Below are 25,301 nucleotides of genomic sequence, written 5' to 3'. Positions count from 1 at the left end.
CCTTGCTACCCGACTGCTTTATCTGACGAGGGAGAAAGCTTCACGGCTGGCAATTTCACCGGCACCATAGACACCCACCACCGTGTAGTCCGACGCCACGCACTCGAACGTGGATTCGTTGAACGTGATGACAAAATGCCGCTGCGCAGGAATGGGCGACTCAACTGCCGAAATCTCGGCCGCGAGCGACGAATTCATGACTTCATGAACCGACAGGCCGGTCAAGCCTTGGCCAGCGAGCGGATGAATCTCCAGATCGACGTCGCCTGGCGGACCGAGCCGATGAAATACCGCGTCGGGAAACAGCACCGTACAGTGGGGATCGTCGTCGGGATCGAAAGGACCGAAGCGGTCAAAGTCGGCTTCCGCGATGGGATACGCCAGAATCACCCGGCGACCACTCGCGACGATGAAGGGTTCGGCGGCGTCCGCCGCAGGCTGAGGAACCGAGTCCAGCAGGACGACCTGGTCCTCCTGCTGGAATGAAGCAAGCGTGCTTGTCATCTACTTCGCGACTCCGTAGCGCTTACGCGCCGGCTTGCGCGGGCGAGGCTTGCGGCGCGGCGGCGGCCGAACCGGCTGCCTTCGCGGCGGGTTTGCGGCCCGGCGCTTTTCTCGCTACCCGGGTTGCGGCGGCTTTCTTTGCAGCGGGTTTAGCAGCCGCCGTTTTTCTGCTCGCTGCGCCGACTTTCTTCGCGGCGGTCTTTCTGGAAGCCGTCGCTTTCTTAGCCACGACTTTCTTTGCCGCGGCTTTCTTGCTCACTGCGCCACTGCTTGCCGTTGCTTTTGCTTTACCGGCCTTTTTGGCCACGGCTTTGCCCGCTTCTTTCACGCCGGCTGCCGCACTGTCGATCAGGAATTTGCTACGGTCTTTAACCGTTGCCAGCCATGCCGGCGCCGGACCGCGTCCACTCCAGGTCGCGCCGGTTTTCGGGTTGTGGTACTTGGGCGGTTGCGCGCCCTTAGGCTGACCTTTACCGCCTTTCGCGTGCGTGACCGCCGCTTTCGCAACCGACTTCAATTCGCTCGCGCCTTCGATCAGATATTGAGTGCGGTCTTTGACACCGGCAATCCAACCCGGCGCGCGACCGTGACCGGTCCAGGTCGCACCGGTTTTATGATCACGATATTTGGCCGGCTTACCGCCCGTTACAGCTTTCACCTTCCCGTTTCCGCCATGACCGTTCAGGCCTTTTGCCGCACGTCGCGCTTTTGCTTTGGCTTCGATATCCGTTGTAGTCAGGCCATGCTTGAGCATCAGACCGCGAATCTGGTCGACGGCATCTTGTGCTTTCCTGGCAATAAGGACGTCCGCTTGAGCCTGGAGCTTCTTAAGCTTTGCTTGGATTTGCTCTAACGAAGGCATTTGATTGCTCCTTATAGGTTGATCGATCGAACTATGCCACGAATGACACGAGAAAGGCAGATCTATGTGGCTATAAAGCAGCAGCCTTACTCGCTCATGCATGCCGTGGAGTCCGAACCTTTCGGGTCTTCTACTCTTTACTACTCGATAGTCTTCCTTTTACTTCCCTTCCCGCTGCGTTGCAGGTTGCCGCTCTTTTACTTCCGATCATTTTTTCCGAACCACTCATGCAGGCGTAAACACTACCGCCTGGCGATCGGCGATGTACCTCACGCTGCGAATGAAGCGGTATTGCTGCTCGTCGGCGGTAATCCGGTTGAGTCCCAGGCGGGTGAGCGCCAGCATGTCGTCCGCCTGAGTCGCGGCCACCACGCCGTGATCCGTCAATCGCTCCAGCGCGCCGGACGGATCGCCGATATAAACACTGCGCACGTGCGTACCGATCCGCATCAGAACCACGCTTTCTCCTTCGTCGAGCGCCAGTTCGAGAAAGCCGGCAAGCGTTCGCAACGACTCCGGCGTGCAAGTCTGAGACTGATAGATTGCAGCGTTCGGTAACATAATTTTCGTTTCCCCGGTCACGCGTCAAGCGAAGGCAGCCGCTGCGCGCGGCGACAATAGTCGCTTCTACTATAGGCAAGCATTCGGAGATTCAAAGGAGAGCAGTCGTTTTTTTAGCGTTTGAGTGGGTTTGCACGCCAAACGGCTTTGAATATCCCTTTGCCGGCAAACCGGGTTGCGGAACGTGCTATTGAAATAGCACCAATTAACGCCACCTTGGGACAACTCAACAGAACGGTACTTTCAGATGAAAGCTGAATACATCAAAACGGTCCTCGCGTCGGTGGCACTCACTTTGGCTGCGGTCGGCACGGCGAATGCCGCCGGTTGCATCAAGGGGGCGGTCGTAGGCGGGGTGGCGGGGCATTACGCCGGGCATCATGCCGTAGTGGGAGCGGTGGGTGGCTGCATCGTGGGACATCATCTGGCCAAAAAGCACGCGCAGGAACAGGCCGCGCAGCGCCAACAGGTGCGAGCGGAATAGCCCGAAAGCATTAAAACGGCGGCGCGGCGGCGGAGGTTTGCACGGCCGCCGCTCTATGCCAGTCAACCGGTCAGCGCCATTACGCTATCCGCACACCATGAGCCGGCAGAATCTCCTGCGTCGTCACGAAGCGGTGTTCCTTGACCGAGTCGTGAAATAGACGGTAATCGCTCTTCTCGAACGCATCCGTCCATTGGGGCTTATCGCCCGTGTCGTCATCGAACTGCAAACCGGTAGCGTTGCATTTCCAGGAACCAGGGCCTTTGGCGACATACCCCGGAATCGACTCCTTCAAACCCGGAATGCCGCCCGCGCTGACCACGTCGCAAATCGTCGTCAGGCGCTGGTTATCGTCCAGATTCCGATTGGTATCGAGAAGCTCGGTGAGCGTCTCTCTCACGTTCGGCGGCAAACCGGGTTGCGTTTCGAAGTCCTCCCGGCCAGCAACATAGGCGCGCACCGCGCGGCAAGCCATCTCCGCCGCCTGCACGAACTCCGGCAAATTGTGTCTTTCAATAAACTCGTTTCTGCCGTCGATGTAATGCCATTTCGCCCATGGCTGGTCGGGATAGTGCAACGCGGCGCCATGACCGACTGGCAACGCGACCGTGAGTACATCCTCTTCGACGTGCTCGATCAGATGCTGGGTGGCCAGCTTCAATCTGTCGAACCAGCCTTTGCGCGTGCAATCCTGCGACTCCAGCAAATGAACCCGGTTAGCCGGACTCTCGATACCGGAGAATCCCTGATGCGCCCAGGTATCGACGTAGGTGTGAAGCGTCACGCCCAGACGATGCAGCGCCGTTTCGGCGCCCCGCTGCCGGATCGCCCGGCGCACCATTTCGCGCGCCACCTCGCTATCCGGACGGCACACGGCTTTTTCCTGCAGCGTGTCGCCCTCGCCCGCCGGCAGAAAATGAAAAGGCGCCCAAACGAGGCGGTTCTGGTCATTCTCGGTGTTGGCATAGTCGAACATCTTGTGCGCGGTGGCAAAGCGCTCGAACGTCTCGCCCCCTTCGAAGCGCAGTATTCCCGCCGTCGTCGCATCGTCGACATACTGGCAGGCGTGCGCGACGGTGAGCGCGTCATTGGGCGCCATGCCGCCGATGCGAGCGGCGATATAGACCACACCATAGTGAAAGTCGATATTCATGGCAGGCGCTCCAGACGCGCGGCAAATGACAGTGGGATCGTTCGGGTTGGTGCGGCTTGGCAGAACCCGCGCCGGCGCACGGGTAGAGAGTAAACGAAGAAATCAGGCCGGACTTTAAATAATGCGCTCACGCGTCGACACATTTCAGACACGCGCATTGTGCTGAATGAAAAAAGCCCCGCTGCGATTACCGCAGCGGGGCTTTCTCTTTGTTCGTGTCGCGACTTACTGCTTGACGATATCGACCAGTTCGACTTCAAACGTCAGATCGCTATTCGGCGGAATCACGCCGACGCCACGATCGCCATAAGCGGTCGCCGCCGGGCAGGTCAGCTTCGCCTTACCGCCCACTTTCATCTTCTGCACGCCTTGCGTCCAGCACGGAATCACGCGGTTCAGCGGGAACGTAGCCGGGCCGCCATGGCTCGCGGAACTATCGAACTCGGTACCATTGGCCAACGTGCCACGGTAGTTGACCTTGACGACGTCGGTAGCGGCCGGTTGGGCGCCGGCGCCCTGCTTCAGCTGTTCGACGATCACGCCGGAAGGCAGTTTTTCGGTGGTGGGCGCGGCGGCCATTGCCGTCGAAGACAACACGGCTGCGGCGACCAAAGCAACGATGGATTTCAAAGCAAGTCTCCAGATGAAGGGTGCGCCTCATTGTAACGGATCGCCTGGCGTGTACCCCGGGCCGGGTAGTCCACGCATCGCCGCGTCGTTAATCGGCTCGGTGAAAAGGCCAATAAGGCCGCTGTTCTGGCAGCGCTTTCACCCGCGAGGATCTATTCGGCCTCGGTGTCTTCGTTCTCGTGGTTGCCCAGCACCGGACCGCTTTTCGCCATTTCACGCTGATTCAATAACACCGCCTGTTGCTCCATCCGCTTGAGTAGGCCGTCGAGAAGAACGGCTTCTTCATCGCTCAGGCAGGCGGCGAACTCGGTGTTGTAGCGTTGCCCGCTCTTTCGTGCGTGCTCGTAAACCTGAAGACCGGCTTCGGTCAGCGCGAGTACGGTCAGTCTTTTGTTCTCCGGCAAGCGTGTTTTCGCAATCAGGCCTTTATTGACCATGTTCGCGACGCAGCGGCTTGCCACCACCATATCGAGCGCCGCCTGATCGGCGAGCTGAGTCAAACTCGCATTCGGGTATTTACCGACGAACGCGAGAATGCGCCAGTCACGCCGGGTAATGCCAAGTTCTCGCCGAAACATCAGACCGGCGCCCTGAACCGCCACTCGCGCGAGGTTATGCAACCGGTACAGCAGGAATTCGTCGATGTGCTCGGGATGCTTCAGCACAGGCGGCAATGAAGGATCGGACACGGTGAATGTAGGGAAATTGTTGGCTCGCCGGCCATTATGACGCCCTTTTCCCGCAACGGCCCCGGCCTATTGTGCACTCGCACATATATTTGATTAGGTCAATCGTGGCATTCGTTTCTAGCATCGAACATCTTTCCGGTTCGTTACCGCTTCTTCTCTCTACTCTATTAGGCCGCGAGGCCGCAGACGGTGCTTACAGATGGCGGACACCCGCAACGTTCTCTTTATCATGTGCGACCAGCTGCGCCGCGATCACCTCGGCTGCTACGGACATCCTTACCTGCGAACCCGGCATATCGACGCACTCGCTTCACGCGGCGTGCGCTTCGACAACGCGTTTGTCAGTTCCGGCGTTTGCGGCCCGTCGCGCATGTCGTATTACACCGGCCGCACGATGAGCAGTCACGGCGCGAACTGGAACCGTGTGCCCCTTTCGATCGGCGAAATGACGCTCGGCGAGTACTTGCGGCTCAATGGCCGCTCGCTCGCGCTAGCCGGCAAAACCCACGTAATGGCCGACGCCCACGGCATGGAAAGACTCGATATCGCCCGGCAAAGTCCGCTCGGCCGCCGTCTATCAACAGGCTCGTTCGACGAACTCGACCGGTATGACGGTCACCACGAACCCGGCAAGGAAAGCGGCTATCCGGCCTTTCTGCGCGAGCACGGCTACGTGAGCGACAGACCGTGGAGCGATTTCGCAATCAGCGTGGAAGACGAAAGCGGCGCGGTCCACTCCGGCTGGAAAATGCGCAATGTTCGCTGGCCCGCGCGCGTGGCCGAACCGCATTCCGAAACCGCGTACATGACCCATCAGGCGATCCGCTATATCGAACAACAAGGCGACGAGCCGTGGGCCTTGCATTTGTCGTACGTAAAACCGCATTGGCCTTATGTCGCGCCGCGCCCGTATCACAACCTGTACTCGCTCGACCAATGTCTGCCGCTCGAACGCCAGGCCGCCGAACTCGACAACGCACATCCGGTCGTGGCCGCCTATCGCACCCAGGAAGAGTGCGTCAATTTCGCGCGCGAAGAAGTCTCGAACACGGTGCGACCGGTCTACCAGGGTTTGATCCAGCAGATCGACGACCATCTCGGCCAGTTGTGGGAAACACTCGAACGCCTCGGCCGCTGGGAAGACTCGCTGATCGTGTTCACTGCCGATCATGGCGATTTTCTCGGCGACCATTGGCTTGGCGAAAAAGAACTGTTCTACGACACCGTGCAGCGCGTGCCGATGATTGTCTACGATCCGTCGACCCAGGCCGACGCAACGCGTGGCAGCGTCGAAACGCGTTTTATGTCCTGTATCGACGTGGTGCCGACTGTACTCGATGCGCTCGGTCTGCCGGCTTATGAAGAGCGTATCGAAGGGCGCTCGGTATTACCCCTCACGCGCAGCGAAGCGGACGGCGCGCAGGGCTGGCGCGATTACGTGGTCGCCGAACTCGACTACAGTTTCCGCGGCGCGCGGCTCGCGCTCGGCCGTCAACCCGCCGAATGCCGCGGCTGGATGGTGCGCGACTCGCGCTGGAAGTACATTCACTGGCAGGGCTACCGGCCGCAACTGTTCGATCTGGCGAACGATCCGCATGAATACGCCGACCTTGGCGCCGACGCCAGTCATGCGGCGATTCGAGAGCGGATGCACGCAAAGCTCGCGGACTGGTACGGTTCGCTGAAACAACGCGTCACGATCGACAACCCGACCGTGGAAAGCAAGACCAACACGCACAAAGACTGGGGCGTGTTCTTCGGCGAATGGTAAAGGGCAATACGACATCGGCGGCAATAACCACATATCCAGTCCGCCAATAAGATAAAGATGACACACAGGCGTGCCGACCGAGCCGGCCGGCACGCCAGGAGACAGCATGATGCAGCGTTCGTCAGACCTCGGGCCCGAAGACGCGATCTATCGCAAGATCGCGCGGCGCATCGTGCCGTTTCTGTTCATGTGTTACGTGGTGAATTTTATCGACCGCGTCAACATCGGCTTTGCGAAGCTGCAGTTCCTGCAAGATCTCAAACTCGACGACGCCGTCTTCGGACTCGCGGCGGGCATGTTCTTCGTCGGCTATCTGGTGTTCGAATTGCCGAGCAATCTGTTGCTGGAAAAGGTCGGCGTCCGCAAGACGCTGCTGCGCATCATGGTGTTATGGGGCAGCCTGACGGTACTGCTGATGTTCGTGAAGAGCGCGAATATGCTGTACCTGCTGCGCTTTCTGCTGGGCGCCGCCGAAGCCGGCTTCTTTCCCGGCATCATTCTGTACCTCACCTACTGGTTTCCCGACCGGCAACGCGGACGTATCACGAGTCTGTTCATCATGGCGGTGCCGCTCGCGGGAATTATCGGCGGCCCGCTGTCGGGCTGGATCATGGTGCATTTCCACGACACGCTCGGCTTGCGCGGCTGGCAGTGGCTGTTCCTGATCGAGGGCGTGCCGGCTATCGCGCTCGGCATCATGGCTTTGCTCTATCTGGATGATCGTCCCGCGAACGCCGACTGGCTGACCGACGCCGAAAAGGCCCACGTGAGCGCCGCTTTGGACGAGGACCGCAAACAACGTGGCGTGCATCACGTGCCGCCGGCACGGCTCGCGGATGTCCTGCGCAATCCACGCATCTATCTGTTATCGGCGATTTATTTCTGCGTGTTCATGGGACTCAATGCGATCGGCTTCTGGATTCCGACTCTGCTACGACACGTCGGCGTGCAGCAACTCGGCCATATCGGCTGGTTGAGTGGAGGCATTTCGGTGTGTACGGCGATTGGTATTGTCGCGATCGGCCATAGTTCGGATCGTCGTGCGGAGCGACGCTGGCACGTGGCGGGTTGCGGCTTCGCGGTGGCCGGCAGTTTTCTGTTGCTGCCGCTCGCCGCGCATAGCGTGCCATTCACGGTTGCGTTGCTGGTGATCGCATCGATCTGCATTTACGCGACGCTCAGCATCTTCTGGACGATACCCACCGCCTATCTCGATGGCGGCGCTGCGGCAGCGGGAATCGCGACGATTACCGCGATCGGTGCAATTGGCGGTGCCGTGAGTCCTTCGCTGATCGGTATGCTGAAGACGCAAACCGGCAGCGTTTATGCCGGTTTTGCGGTGGTCGCCGTCCTGCTGATTGCCGGCATGATTGCGTTGTTATGGGCCGTGCCGGCGCCGCAATCGAAAGCGCTTGGCGCGGTGCGGGCAGCCGTCTCGAAGTCATAGCTTGAGGATGGTGCGCGTCAGTCGATGGCGTGCACCGTATAACTGCCGTCCGGCGCTTCGTCGCGCGCGTTGAAGTCCGCCAGCACGGTTTCGCGTTCGCGGACGTCGGCCAGCACCGCCGGGTCGAGTAGCGCGGTAATCACCTCGTCGCGATCGCGGCCCGCCTCCGCCACAACGTCACCGTATGGGCTCCAGATTGCGCTCGCGCCACACGTCGACCAACCACCGGTCGTGCCGACGTGATTCGATAACAGCACGTACATCGTATTGTCGAAAGCGCGCGCCGGGAACCAGATACGCGACTGGTGGTAGCCGCTCTTCACGCTGAAGAGCGCGCTCACCAGATAGACGTGCGCCCCGTTGACCGCCGCGAGTCTCGCGTGCTCCGGAAAACCCGAGTCGTAGCACACACCGAGTGCGAGCCGCCATCCGTCGAGTTCCAGCATGCAGCCTTGTGTGCCGGGCTGATAGATGCTCGCTTCGCTGCTATACAGGTACTGCTTGTGATACGGCTCGATCTGCACACCGCGCCGGTTGAAAATCAGCGATGAAATATTCAGGGCACCCGCGTTGCGCGTCGCCGCACCCACGATCACGGCAATCTCGCGCCGGCGGCACACTTCGCGGATCGGGTCGAGGCGAGCGTCATGGGCTTCGAAAGCGTATTTCGCGGGGTCGCCGGCAATCAGGTCCGGTTCGTAGCCACTGAGGAATTTCTCGGGAAAAACCACCAGTTTCGCGCCACGGTCGGCGGCGAGACCGGTCAGTTCGACCGTTCTGGCGATATTGGCGGCGACGTCGCCGGATACCGGTTGCGCTTGCGCAGCGGCGATCCGCAGCGACTTTTGCGGTAGGGATACCTGATTACGGTTCAACGCGAACTCCGTTTTGAATGGACGGTAGGTTTCAGGTTGCTCGCCCGCTTGCCGTCTTCGACATCGAGCGCGCGAAGCCCCGGCATTTAAACACGGCTATACGGCCGGCGTCAGTGCGAGCGTGTCATGATGAACTTGCGGCGCGTTCCGTATGTCCACAGAGAACATGCACCGCGAGGCATTCGTCACGCCACGAATCCCATGCTAAAGAGCGCTTTCGATGATCGAACCGGTTGATCCCGACGAGCCCGAGACTTCCGGACCCGACGTGCTGCCCGAAAAGCGCCGCGCACCCAGGTCCCGGCGGATTCCGCGCAGCCGCGAGCAGCAGGCTCGGCTCGACGCGCGCGAACCGGCTTTCGAACCGATTCCCTTTGCACTCGACGAGGCGGCCGCCTGCCGCCCGTTCGCCGATAGGCTCGATGCGTGGTTCGAGGCGCGTCGCTGGCAACCGTTCGAGTTTCAACGTGAGGTCTGGCGCGAGATTGGCTGCGGCGCGAGTGGATTACTGCACGCGACTACGGGTGCCGGTAAAACCTCGGCGGTGTGGTTCGGTGCGCTGGCAACTTTCGCGGACGCGGGTACTCGTTCAAGTGCGGGTTCGCGTGCTACTTCGGGCAAAACTTCGGGTGCGATTGAGTCCGCGACAGGCTCTGCTGCCAGACCCTCCGCCAGGCGCAACCCGCCGGCCGCGCAGCCGCATCCGCTCACCGTGCTCTGGATCACGCCGATGCGCGCACTCGCCGCCGACACCGCGCGTGCCTTGCAAAGCTCGGCGCTCGAGCTGGCCGTGCCATGGAGCGTCGGGCTGCGAACCGGCGACACGTCGTCGGCCGAGCGCGCGCGGCAGAACCGGCGCATGCCGTCTGCACTGGTCACCACGCCCGAAAGCCTATCGCTGATGCTTACGCGGCCCGACGCGCGCGGCGTGCTCGCGCAGGTGCGTCTGGTGGTTGTCGATGAATGGCATGAGCTACTCGGCAACAAACGCGGCACGCAGACGCAACTCGCCCTCGCGCGTCTCGCGCATTGGCGGCCGGAATTGCAGGTGTGGGGGCTGTCGGCCACGCTCGGCAACCTGCCGTTCGCCGCCGAAGTGCTGCTCGCGCCCGTCAGGACGCCGCGCGTCGACGTGCACGGCGCACTGCCGAAGGCGCTGATCGTCGATACGATCATTCCCGACACCATCGAGCGGTTTCCGTGGGGCGGCCATGTCGGCATGCGCCAGGTTGGCGCGGTCGCCGACGCCATTGGCGACGCGCAGACGTCGCTCGTTTTCACCAACACCCGCTCGCAATGCGAAGTCTGGTATCAGGCGCTGCTCGAAGCGCGGCCCGAATGGGCCGGCCTGATTGCATTGCATCACGGCTCGCTCGATCAGGAAGTGCGCGAATGGGTCGAGCGCGGCCTGAAGAGCGGCTTGCTGAAGGTGGTTGTGTGTACATCGAGCCTCGATCTCGGCGTCGATTTTTTGCCGGTGGAACGCGTGTTTCAGATCGGCTCGCCCAAAGGCGTCGCGCGCCTGATGCAACGCGCGGGGCGCTCGGGGCATGCGCCCGGCCGGCCGTCGCGCGTGACGATCGTGCCGACGCATGCGCTCGAACTGGTCGAAGCCGCCGCCGCCCGCGAGGCGGTCGCGAAGCGTCAGATAGAAGGCCGCGAAACGCCCGAGAAACCTTTCGATGTTCTCGTGCAGCATCTGGTGACCGTGGCGATCGGTGGCGGTTTCGACGCAAGCGAACTGATTGGCGAGATTCGCGGAACCTATGCCTACCGGCATTTGACGCAGGCCGAGTTCGACTGGGCGCTCGGTTTCGTGGAAGGCGGCAGCACCGCGTTGCGCGCCTATCCCGACTACCATCGCGTGATGCGCGACAGCGAAGGCGTGTACCGGGTGCCGCGCGACGATCTGGTGCGCCGGCATCGCAACAACATCGGGACGATCGTCGCGAACGGTACGTTGCATGTGACCTATCTGTCGGGCGGAAGAATCGGCGCGATTGAAGAGTCGTTCATTTCGCGGTTAAAACCAGGCGATATCTTTACCTTCGGCGGACGCGCGCTCGAATTGATTCGCGTGCAGGACATGACTGCCTGGGTGCGTCGCGCGACCTCGTCACGCGGTGCGATGCCGCAATGGGCCGGCAGCCGCATGCCGTTGTCGTCCGAACTCGCCGATGCGACGTTGACCATGCTGGCGCGCGCCGCCGCCGGTGTCTACGATGAACCGGAGATGCGCGCCGTGCGACCACTGCTCGAATTGCAGCAGAAGTGGTCGGCGTTGCCCGAGCCGGGCGTGCTGGTGGTGGAGTTGCTGAAATCGCGCGAGGGACACCATTTCTTTTGCTATCCGTTTGCGGGGCGCACGGCACATATCGGTCTCGGTGCATTGTTGGCTTGGCGAGTCGCGCGCGAGCAGCCCGGGACGTTTTCGATTTCAATGAACGACTACGGTTTCGAGCTGTTGTCCGCGCAACCATTCGATTGGGCGGCGCAACTCGACAGCGGATTGCTTTCTTCCGATGCGCTCGAACATGACATTCTCGCGAGTCTGAATTCGTCGGAACTCTCGATGCGGCGTTTTCGTGAGATTGCACGCGTGTCGGGGCTGGTTTTTCAGGGGCACCCCGGGCAGCAGAAAAGCGCGCGGCAATTGCAGGCGTCGAGCGGTCTGTTTTACGAGATCTTTCGCAATCACGATAGCGGCAATCTTCTGCTCAATCAGGCCGATGCCGAAGTACTGTTGCAGGAACTCGACGCCCAGCGCATTCGCGTCGCGCTCGAACGGATGAATGCCAGCCGCGTTATCGTGATGCGGCCGAAAAAGCCGACGCCGTTTGCGTTTCCATTGATTGTCGGTCGCTTGCGTGAGAAGGTCAGTACGGAGAAGCTCGCGGATCGCGTCGAGCGGATGTTGGCGGAACTCGAGAAGGCTGCTCGTGTATGAAGACTGGGTCGTTGACGGTGGAGATTGCCGGACAGGCACTTGTGCTGTCGAGCTTGCGCGCGGTTTTCGATCCCTTGCTGCGGTGCTTGTTCGTCGCGGATGCGCATTTCGGCAAGGACGCGGTGTTTCGTGCGCGCGGCATCCCTGTGCCGGTTGGCGCAACTGCGGACAATCTGCTGCGGCTCGATCTTTTGATTCGCGAGTTTGAGCCGGTGATGCTCGTGTTTCTCGGCGATCTGCTGCATGCGCGCGAGGCGCATTCCGCTGAGACGCTGGACGCGTTGCATGGCTGGCGCGCGCGACATGCTGGGCTGCGGGTGGTGCTGGTTGAAGGAAATCACGATCGGCATGCCGGTGCACTGCCGGATTCGATGGATGTTCAATGTGTGCAGGAGCCGTGGCGGATCGGACCTTGGGTGGCGTGCCATTTTCCGCAGACTGTTGAAGGCGCGTATGTGCTCGCTGGGCATGTGCATCCGGTTTATCGAGTGACGACGCGGGTTGATTCGGTACGCGTGCCGTGTTTTCGGTTTGGTGCGGGGGGTGGGGTGCTGCCGGCGTTTGGGAGTTTTACCGGTGGGGCGCGGGGGCATGAGCCGGTGGTGGGGGAGAAGGTTTTTCTGGTGGTGGAGAGAAGGGTGATTGCTGTGAGAAGCTGAAGAGTGTGGGGGTCGTGGAAGAAGAGCGGACGATGAGTTGTCCGCTCTTTTTTTGCCTTCGCGGAAGGGGTTAGTTTTGGCGTGGACGGCCGGGTAGGTTTACCGGCCGTCGCGCGTTGAAGGCGTGCAGTTGAGTTAGTGGCCTCGGCCGTGGCCGCCGGAGCTGCCGGAGCCAGAGTTGCCGTGGCCGCCATCACCATGACCGTTGTTGCCGTGGCCGCTGTCGCCATGGCCACCATCGCCGTGGCCGCTGTCGCCGTGGCCTCCGTTGCCATGACCGCCGTCGCCATGGCCGCCGTCACCGTGGCCGCTGTCGCCGTGACCGCCGTCACCGTGGCCACCATCGCCGTGGCCACCATCGCCGTGGCCGCTGTCGCCGTGGCCTCCGTTGCCATGACCGCCATCACCGTGGCCACCATCGCCGTGGCCGCCGTTGCCGTGACCGCCATCGCCATGACCGCCATCACCGTGGCCACCGTCGCCATGACCGCCATCACCGTGGCCGCCGTTTCCGTGGCCACCGTCGCCGTGGCCGCCATCGCCGTGGCCGCCGTCGCCGTGGCCGCCATCGCCGTGGCCGCCGTCACCGTGGCCGCCATCGCCATGACCGCCGTCACCGTGGCCGCCATCGCCGTGGCCGCCGTCACCATGACCGCCGTCACCGTGCCGCCATCGCCATGACCGCCGTCACCGTGGCCGCCGTCACCATGATGACCGCCACCCGAGCCGCTTCCACTTCCTGTTCCGCCGCTTCCTGTTCCGCCACTTCCTGTTCCGCCACTTCCTGTCCCACCACTTCCTGTCCCACCGCTTCCTGTCCCACCACTTCCTGTCCCACCACTTCCTGTCCCACCGCTTCCTGTCCCACCACTTCCTGTCCCGCCACTTCCTGTCCCACCGCTTCCTGTCCCACCGCTTCCTGTCCCGCCACTTCCTGTCCCACCACTTCCTGTCCCACCGCTTCCTGTCCCACCACTTCCTGTCCCACCACTTCCTGCCCCACCACTTCCTGTCCCACCACTTCCTGTTCCACCGCTACCCGTACCGCCGCTTCCAGTCCCGCCCTTCCCGCCACTACCACTTCCTCCACTATTCCCACTACCGCTACCACTCCCGTTACCACCCACCGCCGCCCCAGACCCAAGCCCTGCAACCCCACCGTTCCCCAACCCACCACTACCATTCGCCCCGCTTTCGCCCCCACCTCCCGACGCGGCTCCGTTACCGTTACCGCTACCGCTCTGCGTCCCCGAAGCCGATGTCGATCCCAAACCCGCCGCGGCTGCAACGCCAACCCCGCCGATCGCCAGTAAACCACTGCTCTCCCGTTTGCAACCCAGCGTATCGAACGACGGACAGTCGATCGGCAACGTCTGCGCAACCACCAGCTTCGACGCGGTCCCCGACGGCGTGCCCGGCGCCGGCGAGGTTGTTTGCGCACCCGCCATCGCCGCATACAGACTCACCGCCGCCGCCAATATCGCCCGACGCGTTCCAGGAATATGCGTGTCCCCATTGTGCTTTTTCATTTCAGCCTCCTAACTCAATACCTCGAACGACCGGCCCGAATAACAGACGAATCTGCGTTCACTGTTAAAAATGAAACTTCAAAGCCCAGTCGATATTGCCAGGCGTCACTCATAAAACAGCATGACGTCAGGTATCTCTCGCGGAAAATCCCGGTCCGATTCGACGTGATCCGAGAAAAACGACTGGCTGCGCAGGTAGTAGAGGTGAAAGAGCACAGCAGGGCCTGATGGAGATTGAAGTTATTCGCAGCATCACCCAGCCACCGTGCGCTAACCCACGCAATGCAGAATTGCCGGCGCTTTTTCGATTAAATGTGCGATTGAATTGTTAAGGAACGTCAATTACCGGATTTATATTGGCATCGGAAATTTCAACCTCTCCCTATACACTCCTAACTATTATTTTTACTTCATCATATGAATCAGATCAGCGAATTACCTAGGTATTAGTCCGGAGTTAAAAGCTCCCCCGCAGCCACAGTGAGAGTCAACCTGGAGACACCGCGAACCAGTGATCGCCACACACGCGCACCCTCTTTGCGGCATTCAAACTCGGCATCCGCCCTGAATCAGGCGACAATAAGAACATCGCCACTTCGTCGACAACAGGGAAACAGATGCTTCTATCCGAACAGTGGGTACTGGTAACGGGCGGCGCGCGCGGACTCGGCGCGGCGATCACGCGTGCGCTGGTACGCGAAGGCGCGGGCGTGGTCGTGAATTACCACAAGAGCGAAACGTTGGCGCTCGCGTTGAAGGAAGAACTCGGCGACCGCGTGCTACCGCTGCAGGCCGACGTCACCGACAAGGCCGCAGTCGAACGTCTCTTCGAGGTGGCGCAATCGCAAACCGGGCAGCCTGTCGTGTCGGTGGTGAACAACGCGTTGGCCGACTTCCGCTTCGACGGCGACGCGCGTCCAACGATCGACGCCGTCGACTGGACACGCTTGCAGCAGCAACTCGACGGCTCGCTCAAGGGCGCGCTCAATACGATTCAGGCTGCCGTCGCGGGAATGCGTTCGCGAGGCTTCGGCCGCATCGTCAACGTAGGCACCAATCTGTTTCAGAACCCGGTGGTCCCCTATCACGACTACACGGCGGCCAAAGCCGCACTGCTGTCGCTGACGCGTACGGCCGCGCACGATCTCGGCCCGGACGGCATTACGGTGAACATGGTATCGGGCGGCCTGCTGCGCACCACGGACGCGAGCGCGGCCACGCCGGAATTCGTCTTCGACCTGATTGCAAATTCGACGCCGGTACGGCGCGTCACCACGCCGGAAGAATTCGCCGACGCGGTATTGTTTTTCCTGTCGCCATGGTCACGCGCCGTGACCGGCCAGAATCTGATCGTCGACGGTGGCCTGGTGAAAGGCTAGACAAACGCCCTGCGCCACGGAATAGGAGAGCGCGACGCGACCATCATCCCAGCCGCTCAACACACAATCCTCATTCATGCGCCGAGGTCAGGCACGCGAAATGCTGATTAGCAAGCGACGTAGGCTATTGTTGACGTCACGACTCAAGCGCTCGCTCGCAGAGCGGCAACAACGACAGCACGTAAAGCAAACACAACTTCAATAACGCAAAGGAAACCATCATGCGCAGACGACAATTCATCCTCACCGGCAGCGCCGCTCTCGCCACCGCCGGCCTCAGCCTCGCCGGCTGTACGACGACGTCGCCGTCCTCGAGCGCGTCGCCGTCGGCAAACGCGGGCAAGCGCGACACGATCAATGCGGGCGTCGATTCGACGATGTCGCGACTTTTCGCCAACGTCGCCGGTTCGCGTGAACTGGTGGGCAAAGCGCGAGGCGTGCTGGTGTTCCCGTCGGTGATTTCAGCAGGCTTCTGGGTCGGCGGCCAATATGGTGAAGGCGCACTGCGCGTGGGCGGTCGTACGACGGGCTACTACAGCACCGTGGCGGGTTCGTTCGGTTTGCAGATCGGCGCGCAATCCAAGGCGCTCGTGTTCCTGTTCATGACGCAAGACGCGCTCGACAAATTCCTCGGCAGCCAGGGGTGGGCAGCCGGCGCGGACGCTACCGTCGCCGTGCTGAAAGTCGGCGCGAACGGTGCGGTCGATACGTCGACGGCCACGAGCCCCGTCGAAGCTTTCGTGTTGACGAACGGCGGTCTGATGGCCGGCGTATCGCTGGAAGGCACCAAGGTTTCGCGTTTAATGATCTGAGTGTTGAAGCTCGTGCCACGCAATCGCCGGGCGGTTGCGTGGCACGCTCGAGCTGCATTGAACCCGCAAAGCCCACGTTAACCCTCGCACGCAGCGCGAGTCTCCCGCCCCATCCCCGAGCACTCCGCTCACCCAACAGACGACTCCCCCGAATCACAACGCACCGCATTAGGCCCACGTCGCGTTTATCTTTGCGTCACGTCAAATAATCCGCATTGAGCAATGCCTACTCGCAGGTAAAAGCTCCCGAAGCTTTTTCTTTTTTACTACTTTAGACGTTCGGCCGCCGTCTCCGGGAGTCCACTGTGACAGGTTCAGGTTACGGTTTCACCCGCGGCTTGCACCGACGGCCCTGCTCGTCATGGCGCGTGGCGGACATCCTCGAAGACTATTTCGTTCACGCCTGAGGCGCGTTCAACGCCAGCGCGCCCCGGCCGCACCACTCAACGCACCGGCGGCAACGAGAACACCGCAATCGCTTCGGCCAGTTGCCCGGTCTGCGTTTTCAACACCTCGGCGGAAGCGCTCGCTTCCTCGACCAGCGCCGCGTTCTGTTGGGTCGTCTGATCCATGCTCGCCACCGCGATGTTGACCTGCTCGATGCCCGAGCTTTGCTCGACCGATGCCGCGCTGATCTCGCCCATGATGTCGGTCACGCGGCGCACCGCATGCACCACTTCCTGCATGGTGTCGCCGGCTCGCCCCACATACTGAGAGCCGCCTTCGATCTGTGCCGCGGACTCTTCGATCAGCGTCTTGATCTCCTTCGCAGCCGCCGCGCTGCGTTGCGCGAGGCTGCGCACCTCGCCCGCCACCACCGCGAAACCGCGGCCTTCTTCGCCGGCGCGCGCCGCCTCGACCGCGGCGTTCAGCGCGAGAATATTGGTCTGAAACGCAATCCCCTCGATCACACCGATGATGTCGCCGATCCGATGCGACGATTGCGAAATCCCGCGCATCGTCTCGACGACCTGACCGACTACTTCGCCGCCGCGCGCCGCCGTCTCGGACGCGTTGTGCGCGAGTTGGCTGGCCTGTTTTGCGTTGTCGGCATTCTGTTTGACGGTCGCGGTGATCTGCTCCATGCTCGACGCCGTTTCACCCAGCGCGCTGGCCTGCTGTTCGGTACGTCGCGACAGATCGGCGTTGCCCGCTGCAATCTCGTGCGATACCGACGAAATCAGCGTCGCGCCGCTGCGAATCTGCGTGATCGCGTGCGCGAGACGATGCTGCATGCGCTGCATCGCGGCGAGTAGGCTGGTTTCGTCGCCGGGTTTCGTGTCGACCACGAGGTCGAGTTCACCGTCGGCGATTCGCGCGGCAATTTGCGCCGCGTACGCGGGTTCGCCACCGAGTTGCCGCAAGATGCTGCGCAGGATCACGCCGATCACCAGCGACACCAGCAGACACAAAATCACCGCCGCGCCAACGTATTGCAGCAGCGTCGAATAAAACGCCGCGTCGATGTCGTCGGTGAAGACGCCGGTCACGATCGTCCAGTCCCACGGCTTATAAAGCCGGACGTAGTTGATTTTCGGCGCCATCTGATTCGAGCCCGGCTTGAGGAACTCCAGATGGATAAATCCTTCGCCATCGCGCTCGGCGAGATCCGAACCGTCCTTGAACACGTGGCGCCCTTGCGGATCGGTGAAGCCGCTCATGTCCTTGCCTTCGAGGTCGGCGCGCACGCCGTGCATCAGGACCCGGGCATGCGCGTCCTCGATCACGAGGTAGCCGCCGGCGCCGTCGTAGCGCATCGCGCGCAGGTCGGCCATTGCCGTGCGTTGCGCGTCGGCGAGGGGCATCGTGCCGGCCGTGACGAGGCCGTTATAGCGATCGAGCACGCTGTACGCGACGCTGACCACGCTCTTCAATTCAGCCTGGCGGTCGGCGATCATCGTGTCGCGCGTTTTGAAAGCACCCCACAGGCCGATCGCCAGAATGCCCATGCACATTACCGCTAGCGCGAGCCAAAGCCGCACTTTCAGGCGAAACCGTTCCATCTCCGTGTCCCTTGTCCTTATGATCGACACGCCGCGCAAGGCGGACGCCCCGGCGGTGCATGTCACTCTCTGGATTAACGGCGAAACGGCGGAAAACTTCAGGCTGGGTCGACGGTTGCCTTACTTGCCGCCTTCAGGCGGCAGCGCTTCGAGCGCCGCGCGCGAGGTTGTCTATTTTGATTGCGCGCGCAACGATCTGCGAAATATCCGCGAAACGTCACTCCGCAGGCAGCGTGAGCGCGGCCACTTCGCAACGCGGCCATTGCCGCAAGACGTCCGGCGCCAGCAGCAGCTTGGCGGCCCGCACGCCCGCCCCCATGACGATCCGCGCGCGCGCCATCACCTCGGCGTCGACCAGCACGCGCCAATCGTCAGGTAAGCCGAACGCCGTGATACCGCCGAATTCCATGCCGCTGTGCTCGACCGCCGCCTCGCGTTTGGCGAACGAAAGCCGTTGCGCGCCGAGCGCGGCCTTCACCGCGCCGTTGATATCGAGCCGCAGCGATCCGAGCGAAACCAGCGCCGCGTAATGCTCGCCGCCGTCTTTCTTGTAGCGGACCACGATCGTATTCGCGCAGTCTTCGAGGCCGAAGCCGTAGCGCGCGCTGAATGCGGCGGTGTCCGACGCGTCGTCGCTGACGGCGAAAACCGTCACGCCCTCAGCAGGCAACTGTTCGACGACATGCGCGGGCAAATGCGCGTCCAATTGCCCGGAAGGAATGACGTCGAGACGCGGGTCGAGTTCGTGCGAGTGCATAGTGATCTGTTTGAGTGAGGGTGCCCCGGCATTCTAACCAGAGGTGCGTTTGCGGTGCATCGCCGCGGCGCCGCGGGCCTGCCGCGCTTGTTATAGTGACAGGCACAAGGTTTGCGAACGACTTCGATGCGAACCCCGCGTCGAGGCGACCTCAACGGCTCTCGCACCCGCCCGTCCCGGCGCCGGAACCCCATTGAGAAACACGACCATGGACATCGACACGCTCTCCGCCGAGAACCTTCAACACGTGGCCCGCAAGCAGGCGAACTGGGCTATCGGCGCGTTCAAACAGTTTTCCGACGACCGCTGTGCCGCCATGGCCGCCAGCATCGCGTTCTACGCGGCGTTTTCGCTCGCGCCGACGCTGGTCATGGTGATCGCGGTGGCGGGCTGGTTCTTTGGCGCCGAAGCCGCGCGCGGTGAACTGTTCAATCATATTCACGGCCTGCTCGGCGACCAGGCCGCGGCGGGCGTGCAGACCATCGTCGAGAACGCGCATCACAGCGGCAGCGCCGGCGGCATCGCGGCGATCATTTCATTCACCATGCTGGCGATCGGCGCATCGGCCACCTTCTCGTCGCTCAATAGCGCGCTCAATATTGTGTGGCCCTACAGCGGGCCGCGTTCGTCGAGTGTGATCGCGATGGTGCGGGTCCGTTTGATCTCGTTCGGGCTGGTGCTCGGGGTCGCGTTCCTGCTGATCGTCTCGCTGGTGCTCGATACGGTCATCACGTTCATCGGCAAGTGGTTATGGGGCAATTCGCCGTATGTGGTAATCGGCAACCTGATGCAACTCGCCGTCGGTCTGCTGGTGCTCGCGTTCGCGTTTGCGGGCCTGCTCAAGTTCCTGCCGGACGACAAGGTGCGCTGGCGCGATGCATTGGTCGGCGGAATCGTCGCGGCCGTTCTGTTTTCGGCGGGCAAGAAGCTGTTCGCGCTCTACATCGCGCACGCCGGCATGGCCAGTTCGTTCGGCGCGGCCGGCTCGCTCGCCGTGCTGCTGATGTGGCTGTACTTCTCAGCCGCGGTACTGCTGCTAGGGGCGGAATTCTCGGCGGCGCGCGGGCGCATGCACGATCCGCGCGGCGGTTGGGGCATGCAGGACAACATGCCGCCCGGCAGCCGCGCGAAACTCGCTTCGGTGCTGGCGGCGTCGACTGTTTCGGCGAACGCCGTACCGCACAAAGATGCACCCATGCCCGATAACACTGCGGCGATTCCCGCGGCACGCGCGGCGGCGACAAGCGTCGCGGGAGCATTGCCAGCGGCAACGCCGGCGTCCGCGTCGATATTTCGGGTGAAGCCGCGCAATAAGACATCCGCCCGCGCGGCCGCGCTCAAAGTGGGACGCACCGTGGTGCTGGCCGAAGCCCAGGCCACTCGTATTGCCGCCGTCACGCTCGTCGAGGCAAGTCGCACCGCCGTGGCGGCTGATCGTTACGTCCGACGGCACCCGTGGACGTCGGTGTTATTCGCCGCTGCCGCAGGACTCGCCGCCGCCACCCTGGCGCGCCGCCACGCCGACGACGACATCGACGACACCCCGCGCGCCCCGTAAGACCACCAGAGTGCAACCGCGAAGGTTGCACTCTGGTGGGTCCAGCGAGTTGCTCCTGCTCACACCCCACAAGGTCTGTCCAGCATCCAGGTCAAGAGAGGCCGGTCCATTTTTATATGACCGCTACAAAACGGTCCGGACGACTAGACGACTAACTTACACAACCCTTCCAAACAAGTGCCAAAAGTGCGGGTACCGAGGCACTCACTGTCTACAAAACAACAATAATGCGTGCTCACTGAATAAATATTGCGAAAATAGGAATAATCGTTAACAGGCTTTAAATACAAGGCTTTGCGTGTTTTGTCAGTTTTTGGAGACAGTCTTTTTTTTCCAGTTCTTGTGGGTAGAGCCCCTGCGCTATTCTGCGTTTCGCAACAACGAAACTAATCATCTGCGTGGAGAAATGGATGAAACGAATCGCACTGTCTACCCTCTCGCTGGCGCTCCTCGGCGCCACCGGCGTGGCACATGCTCAAAGCAGCGTTACCCTGTACGGCGTGCTGGATGACTCGATCCAATACGTGTCCAATGTTGGCGGCCATAGCCTGTACAACATGGCAGCAGGCAACCTTCAAGGCAACCGTTGGGGCATGAAGGGCACGGAAGACCTGGGCGGTGGCCTGAAGGCGATCTTCCAGTTGGAAAGCGGCTTCAACCCGAATAACGGCAAGATGGGCAACTACAACGGCACGTCGTCGCTGTTCGGCCGTCAAGCCTACGTCGGCCTGACGGGCGACGCATGGGGCACGGTCACGATCGGCCGCCAATACGACCCGCTGGTCGACCTGGTTCAGCCGCTGACGGCTGACAACTACTGGGGCAGCACGTTCACGACCGCAGGCGACGTCGACAACAACGACAACAGCTCGCGCACGAACAACGCAGTGAAGTACACGTCGCCGGTGTGGGGCGGCTTCCAGTTCGAAGGCATGTACGCGCTGGGCGGCGTTGCAGGTCAAACGGGCTCGGGTCAATCGTGGGCAGGCGCAGCAACGTACGCAACGGGTCCGTTCAGCGTCGCAGCTGGCTACTTCCGCATGGACAATGCCTCGTCGGCAGTCATGCGCAAGGGTTGGGGCGGCACGTCGGACGGCACGTTCGACGGCGGCCTGGAAAACGCAGCTTACGCAACGGCCAAGTCGATCGGCATCGCTTCGTTGGCAGCGCAATACGTAGTCGGTCCGATCACGACCGGCCTGCGTTACAGCAATGTCCAGTACAAGCCGGACGCAGCATCGGGCTTCGGTTCGACGCAGAAGTACAACGTCGGTGCAGGTTTCGTGAACTATCAAGTGACGCCGGCAGCTTTGCTGGGCCTTGGTTACACGTACACGCACAGCAACGGCGAAGCGACGGCAACGTACCACCAGATCTCGCTGGGCGGCGACTATAACCTGTCGAAGCGCACGGACGTCTACCTGGTCGGCGCGTATCAGCACGTGAACGGCAACGAACGCAGCGTCAACGCCAATGGTTCGGCAGGCGCGCTCGTGTCGGCAACGGCATCGGTCGCCGACTATGGCTTCCAGTCGAGCAGCATCAATCAGGCTATCGTCAGCCTGGGTATCCGCCACAAGTTCTAAGCGAACTTGACGGACTGCTGAAGCACCACGCAGTTCAAAACCAGCCACGGGCGCAAGCCGGTGGCTGGTTTTTTTTCGTCCAGTGGTTTTGCAGTGATGCGAACGGCCACGGTGAAAAAAAGGCCGTCAGTCAGCGCTGCTTGCGCTTCGTGACGACCTGTTCTGGCATGGCTCGCATTGCTGTTGCACGCGCCGTGACGCGCCGCGAAATTTACCGCCGCTGCGACTTGCCCTTTTCCGCCTGCGCCAACGTCTGCGCAGGCTTCGCGTCGAGTTCATGCTCGACGCCGTCGGCGCCGACCGGCGCGCGATGCAGCACCAGCGCACGCTCGCGCTGCAACAACGGCACGTTCGGCGACTCCCGCCAGTCGGGATCGGGAATCTCGCCGAACACCTGACGCAAGCGCTCGCCCCAGGTACGGTGAATCATTTCGAAGTAGGTGTTGTCGTGGTCGATCGAGACGAAACGCGTGACGCGCAGCGAATCTTTCTCGTAGACCAGCAGATCGAGCGGCAGCCCGACCGACAGGTTCGAGCGCAGCGTCGAATCCATCGAGATCAGCGCGCATTTAGCGGCTTCGTCGAGCGGCGTGGACGGTGTGAGCACGCGGTCGATGATCGGCTTGCCGTATTTGGCCTCGCCGATCTGGAAATACGGATTCACCGCCGACGCTTCGATGAAATTGCCCGCCGCGTAGATCATGAAGAGGCGCGGCCGGTTGCCGGCAATCTGGCCGCCCAGAATAAAGCTGCAATTGAAGTCGACGCCGAATTCCTGCAACGCCTCCGCTTCGCGCTGATGCACGCTGCGCACCGCGCGGCCGATCACGCGGGCCGCGTCGGCCATGGTGGGTGCGTTCCAGAGCGTGGGCAGCGTAGGGTCGACCGGCTCGGACAGCTCGTGCAGCACCGCCTGCGTGAGCGACAGATTGCCCGCGCCCAGCAGCACCAGCATGCGCTCGCCGGGTTGCTCGAACACCGACATCTTGCGCGCGGTGCTGATGTGATCGACGCCCGCATTGGTGCGCGTGTCCGACAGGAACACGAGCCCGTCGTCGACGGACATCGCTACACAGTAAGTCATAGGAAAAAGTACCTGCTAAAAGCCAACTGAACGGCGCTATTGTAATGCGGCGCGCCTGCGCCTCTCGTCCGTATTACGGCCTCGGCGGGGTCAAACTGAATGGATGTGTGGGCCGGCACTCGTTGAAGGCGCTGGCGGGCCCCTCAGAACGCCCGCTCGAAGAGCCCCTGAGCGGCCCCTGAACGCCCTATTGCGCCAACTGCCCACTCACCGTCACCGACACCTTCAACTGCTCCTCCAGCCCGCCGATTCGCCGTCCACGCACCGGCGCGGCGGCTTCGTAATCTCGCGCCACCGCGAGCCGGCAGTAAATTTCGCTGGCAAACGCGGCGTGCGTGACGTCGACGGAAATCCAGCCCTTGCCGTCGAGCCACACATCCACCCACGCATGGCTCGCTCCGTGCTCGACGTCGCCGGGTTCGATATAGCCGCTCACGTAGCGCGCCGGAATACCCCGCGCGCGGCAGCATGCCAGCATCAGATGCGCGTGATCCTGGCACACGCCGTTGCCGAGTTCGAGCGCCTGCGCGGCCGTGCTGGTGACTTCGGTCACGCCCGGGTTGTATTTCACGCGCTGCACGATCTGTTCGGACAGCGCGATCACGTTGGCCGCGCTCGCCAGCGCCGGCACCGTGTGGGCCAGTTCGCGAATTCCCGCATCCGCTTCGGTCAGCCGCGTCGAGCAGGTGAAATGTTCGAGCGGAATCGGCCCGACGCCGTCGGGCAAATGCCCGTCGATCAGCGGAATCGTGTCGACTTCGCCCGCCACGTGCAGGCGGATTTCGTTGTGCGGTTTGTTGATGACAAGCGTATGCAGCACGTTGCCGTAGGCGTCGAAGGTCGCGTCGAGTTTGCCGGGCGCGTCGATGCCCCAGCGCCGCACCACTTGCGAAGCACCGCTTGCCGGCGTCAGACGCAATTGCTGGATCGAATAATGGACCGTCGCTTCGTAGCGATAGGACGTGTCGTGGCGGATCGTCAGGTACATGGGAAAACTCCGTCAGGCGACTGGCAGCATCAGATAGGTACGCGCCACCAGATTGCCGAGCTCGAACACGCGAGCAAGGAACTGTGTCAGATAGGCGTGCAGGCCGGCTTCGAAAATCTGCCGGATGTCGGAATACACCAGTTCGGCGCGCAGCTTGCCGGCGAACCGTTCGCACTGGTTCGAGCCCGAGGTGCGCAGCATTGCCAGATTCGCGCAGACGCCTTCGAGCGATGCGAGCAGCGACCTCGGCATCTGCTGGTTCAGGATCATCAGCTCGACCACGCGCGCCGGCGTCACGACATCGCGATACACCTTGCGATAAATCTCCAGCGCCGACACCGAACTCAAAATCGAGGTCCAGTAATAGAAGTCTTCGAGCTGGCGCGCGGCGTCACGTGAATTCGGTTCAACGTCCGCGAAACGCACGTCGAGAATCCGCGCGGTGTTGTCGGCCCGTTCGAGAAACGTGCCGAGCTGCGTGAAGAAAAACGCGTCGTCCTGCAGCGCGGTGCCGATCGTCACACCCCGTGACAGATGCGAGCGAAACTTCACCCACTCGAACAGCGCGCCCGGATTACTGGCCGCCTGACCCGCGGCAATGCGCTCGTTGAATTCGAGCCAAGTGTCGTTGATGGTTTCCCACCATTCGGTCGTCAGCGTGCCGCGCACGGCCCGGGCGTTTTCGCGCGCGGCCTGCAGACACGAGTGAATACTCGACGGATTGTTGGCATCCGCCACCATGAAATCGAGTACATGTTCGCGGGTCGGCTCGTCGTAGCGCTGCGCGAACGCGGTTTCGAGTTCGGAGATGCGCAGCACCGAACGTTGCGTGCGCGCCTCCTGCTCGGTGGTCTGCGGCAGGAGCAGCGCTTTCAGGTTGATGTCGAGCATGCGGGCGGTGTTCTCCGCGCGCTCCATGTAGCGGGCCATCCAGAAAAGGTGATCGGCGGTGCGGCTTAGCATGACGGCGTTCCGTATCTGATGACGCGAGGCCTTCGTCGAAGTAAAAGGCCCGCGCTGGTT

General features: G+C 62.0%; 23 protein-coding genes. 10 read left to right on the top strand and 13 right to left on the bottom strand.

What is annotated here, in order from left to right; genetic code table 11:
• Positions 1–18: 18 nt before the first annotated feature.
• The 3 genes from B0G83_RS02800 to B0G83_RS02790 form a co-directional block, all read right to left on the bottom strand.
• Positions 19–504, bottom strand: a complete 486-nt coding sequence (locus tag B0G83_RS02800; protein ID WP_105505884.1) for a hypothetical protein — start codon at positions 502–504, stop codon at positions 19–21.
• 22 nt (positions 505–526) lie between these two features.
• Complete coding sequence (locus B0G83_RS02795; RefSeq protein WP_105505883.1) at positions 527–1,366, bottom strand: H-NS family nucleoid-associated regulatory protein; 840 nt, start codon at positions 1,364–1,366, stop codon at positions 527–529.
• A gap of 225 nt (positions 1,367–1,591) precedes the next feature.
• On the bottom strand, positions 1,592–1,876 hold the full coding sequence (locus B0G83_RS02790; protein WP_258167657.1) for a hypothetical protein: 285 nt from the start codon (positions 1,874–1,876) through the stop codon (positions 1,592–1,594).
• A 298-nt stretch (positions 1,877–2,174) separates the two neighbouring features.
• Here B0G83_RS02790 and B0G83_RS02785 point away from each other — a divergent pair, with 298 nt between their 5' ends.
• Positions 2,175–2,411, top strand: coding sequence for a hypothetical protein (locus B0G83_RS02785; protein WP_105505881.1), 237 nt, complete (start codon positions 2,175–2,177; stop codon positions 2,409–2,411).
• A gap of 79 nt (positions 2,412–2,490) precedes the next feature.
• Here the strand turns inward: B0G83_RS02785 and B0G83_RS02780 are convergent, their stop codons facing one another.
• From B0G83_RS02780 to B0G83_RS02770, 3 genes are all read right to left on the bottom strand, one after another.
• Positions 2,491–3,564 (bottom strand): DUF6765 family protein, encoded by a 1,074-nt coding sequence (locus B0G83_RS02780; RefSeq protein ID WP_105505880.1) that lies wholly within the window; start codon positions 3,562–3,564, stop codon positions 2,491–2,493.
• A gap of 225 nt (positions 3,565–3,789) precedes the next feature.
• Positions 3,790–4,143, bottom strand: coding sequence for an FKBP-type peptidyl-prolyl cis-trans isomerase (locus B0G83_RS02775; protein ID WP_258167744.1), 354 nt, complete (start codon positions 4,141–4,143; stop codon positions 3,790–3,792).
• 203 nt (positions 4,144–4,346) lie between these two features.
• A complete protein-coding gene (locus tag B0G83_RS02770; RefSeq protein WP_258167656.1) occupies positions 4,347–4,883 on the bottom strand; it encodes a MarR family winged helix-turn-helix transcriptional regulator in 537 nt (178 codons plus the stop codon).
• A gap of 199 nt (positions 4,884–5,082) precedes the next feature.
• On the opposite strand from B0G83_RS02770, the gene B0G83_RS02765 reads away from it, so the two are divergent.
• Both B0G83_RS02765 and B0G83_RS02760 read left to right on the top strand, forming a co-directional pair.
• Positions 5,083–6,654 (top strand): sulfatase-like hydrolase/transferase, encoded by a 1,572-nt coding sequence (locus B0G83_RS02765; protein WP_105505878.1) that lies wholly within the window; start codon positions 5,083–5,085, stop codon positions 6,652–6,654.
• A gap of 106 nt (positions 6,655–6,760) precedes the next feature.
• Positions 6,761–8,101: an MFS transporter gene (locus B0G83_RS02760; RefSeq protein ID WP_258167655.1), complete on the top strand. Its 1,341-nt coding sequence runs from the start codon at positions 6,761–6,763 to the stop codon at positions 8,099–8,101.
• A 17-nt stretch (positions 8,102–8,118) separates the two neighbouring features.
• Here the strand turns inward: B0G83_RS02760 and B0G83_RS02755 are convergent, their stop codons facing one another.
• Positions 8,119–8,976 carry a carbon-nitrogen hydrolase family protein gene (locus tag B0G83_RS02755; protein WP_105505877.1) on the bottom strand — a complete coding sequence of 286 codons (858 nt, stop codon included), beginning with the start codon at positions 8,974–8,976 and terminating at the stop codon, positions 8,119–8,121.
• A 220-nt stretch (positions 8,977–9,196) separates the two neighbouring features.
• Here B0G83_RS02755 and B0G83_RS02750 point away from each other — a divergent pair, with 220 nt between their 5' ends.
• The 3 genes from B0G83_RS02750 to B0G83_RS02740 all read left to right on the top strand — a co-directional run bounded on the left by B0G83_RS02750 (position 9,197) and on the right by B0G83_RS02740 (position 13,263).
• The gene (locus B0G83_RS02750) at positions 9,197–11,923 is read left to right on the top strand and encodes a ligase-associated DNA damage response DEXH box helicase (RefSeq protein WP_105505876.1); all 2,727 of its coding nucleotides are present in this window, start codon (positions 9,197–9,199) and stop codon (positions 11,921–11,923) included.
• Positions 11,920–12,582: a ligase-associated DNA damage response endonuclease PdeM gene (gene pdeM / locus B0G83_RS02745; RefSeq protein ID WP_105505875.1), complete on the top strand. Its 663-nt coding sequence runs from the start codon at positions 11,920–11,922 to the stop codon at positions 12,580–12,582. The genes B0G83_RS02750 and pdeM overlap by 4 nt, the downstream gene beginning before the upstream one ends.
• 183 nt (positions 12,583–12,765) lie before the next feature.
• Positions 12,766–13,263, top strand: a complete 498-nt coding sequence (locus tag B0G83_RS02740) for a hypothetical protein (protein WP_146120143.1) — start codon at positions 12,766–12,768, stop codon at positions 13,261–13,263.
• Here the strand turns inward: B0G83_RS02740 and B0G83_RS02735 are convergent.
• Positions 13,241–13,657, bottom strand: a complete 417-nt coding sequence (locus B0G83_RS02735) for a hypothetical protein (protein WP_181156670.1) — start codon at positions 13,655–13,657, stop codon at positions 13,241–13,243. The two genes, B0G83_RS02740 and B0G83_RS02735, sit on opposite strands and share 23 nt — an antisense overlap.
• A 1,071-nt stretch (positions 13,658–14,728) precedes the next feature.
• On the opposite strand from B0G83_RS02735, the gene B0G83_RS02730 reads away from it, so the two are divergent.
• Complete coding sequence (locus B0G83_RS02730; RefSeq protein ID WP_105505873.1) at positions 14,729–15,490, top strand: 3-oxoacyl-ACP reductase; 762 nt, start codon at positions 14,729–14,731, stop codon at positions 15,488–15,490.
• Positions 15,491–15,711: 221 nt separating this feature from the next.
• Positions 15,712–16,302 carry a YSC84-related protein gene (locus tag B0G83_RS02725; protein WP_105505872.1) on the top strand — a complete coding sequence of 197 codons (591 nt, stop codon included), beginning with the start codon at positions 15,712–15,714 and terminating at the stop codon, positions 16,300–16,302.
• A 443-nt stretch (positions 16,303–16,745) separates the two neighbouring features.
• Here B0G83_RS02725 and B0G83_RS02720 read toward each other — a convergent pair whose 3' ends face one another.
• Both B0G83_RS02720 and B0G83_RS02715 read right to left on the bottom strand, forming a co-directional pair.
• Positions 16,746–18,305 (bottom strand): methyl-accepting chemotaxis protein, encoded by a 1,560-nt coding sequence (locus tag B0G83_RS02720; protein WP_105505871.1) that lies wholly within the window; start codon positions 18,303–18,305, stop codon positions 16,746–16,748.
• A gap of 217 nt (positions 18,306–18,522) precedes the next feature.
• Positions 18,523–19,062, bottom strand: coding sequence for a YbaK/EbsC family protein (locus B0G83_RS02715; protein WP_105505870.1), 540 nt, complete (start codon positions 19,060–19,062; stop codon positions 18,523–18,525).
• Between the two features lie 208 nt (positions 19,063–19,270).
• On the opposite strand from B0G83_RS02715, the gene B0G83_RS02710 reads away from it, so the two are divergent.
• On the top strand, positions 19,271–20,620 hold the full coding sequence (locus B0G83_RS02710; RefSeq protein WP_105505869.1) for a YihY/virulence factor BrkB family protein: 1,350 nt from the start codon (positions 19,271–19,273) through the stop codon (positions 20,618–20,620).
• 410 nt (positions 20,621–21,030) lie between these two features.
• Entirely contained in the window at positions 21,031–22,206 is a 1,176-nt protein-coding gene (locus B0G83_RS02705; RefSeq protein ID WP_105505868.1) for a porin, read from the top strand.
• A 211-nt stretch (positions 22,207–22,417) separates the two neighbouring features.
• On the opposite strand, the gene B0G83_RS02700 is transcribed toward B0G83_RS02705, so the two are convergent.
• The 3 genes from B0G83_RS02700 to B0G83_RS02690 form a co-directional block, all read right to left on the bottom strand.
• Positions 22,418–23,290, bottom strand: a complete 873-nt coding sequence (locus B0G83_RS02700; protein ID WP_105505867.1) for a proteasome-type protease — start codon at positions 23,288–23,290, stop codon at positions 22,418–22,420.
• A gap of 187 nt (positions 23,291–23,477) precedes the next feature.
• On the bottom strand, positions 23,478–24,278 hold the full coding sequence (locus tag B0G83_RS02695) for a transglutaminase family protein (RefSeq protein ID WP_105505866.1): 801 nt from the start codon (positions 24,276–24,278) through the stop codon (positions 23,478–23,480).
• 12 nt (positions 24,279–24,290) lie between these two features.
• Positions 24,291–25,241: an alpha-E domain-containing protein gene (locus tag B0G83_RS02690; RefSeq protein ID WP_105505865.1), complete on the bottom strand. Its 951-nt coding sequence runs from the start codon at positions 25,239–25,241 to the stop codon at positions 24,291–24,293.
• Positions 25,242–25,301 lie beyond the last annotated feature (60 nt).

The organism is Paraburkholderia sp. BL21I4N1 (assembly GCF_002973525.1).
GTDB lineage: Bacteria > Pseudomonadota > Gammaproteobacteria > Burkholderiales > Burkholderiaceae > Paraburkholderia.
This window is presented reverse-complemented; position numbering and strand designations above follow the sequence as displayed.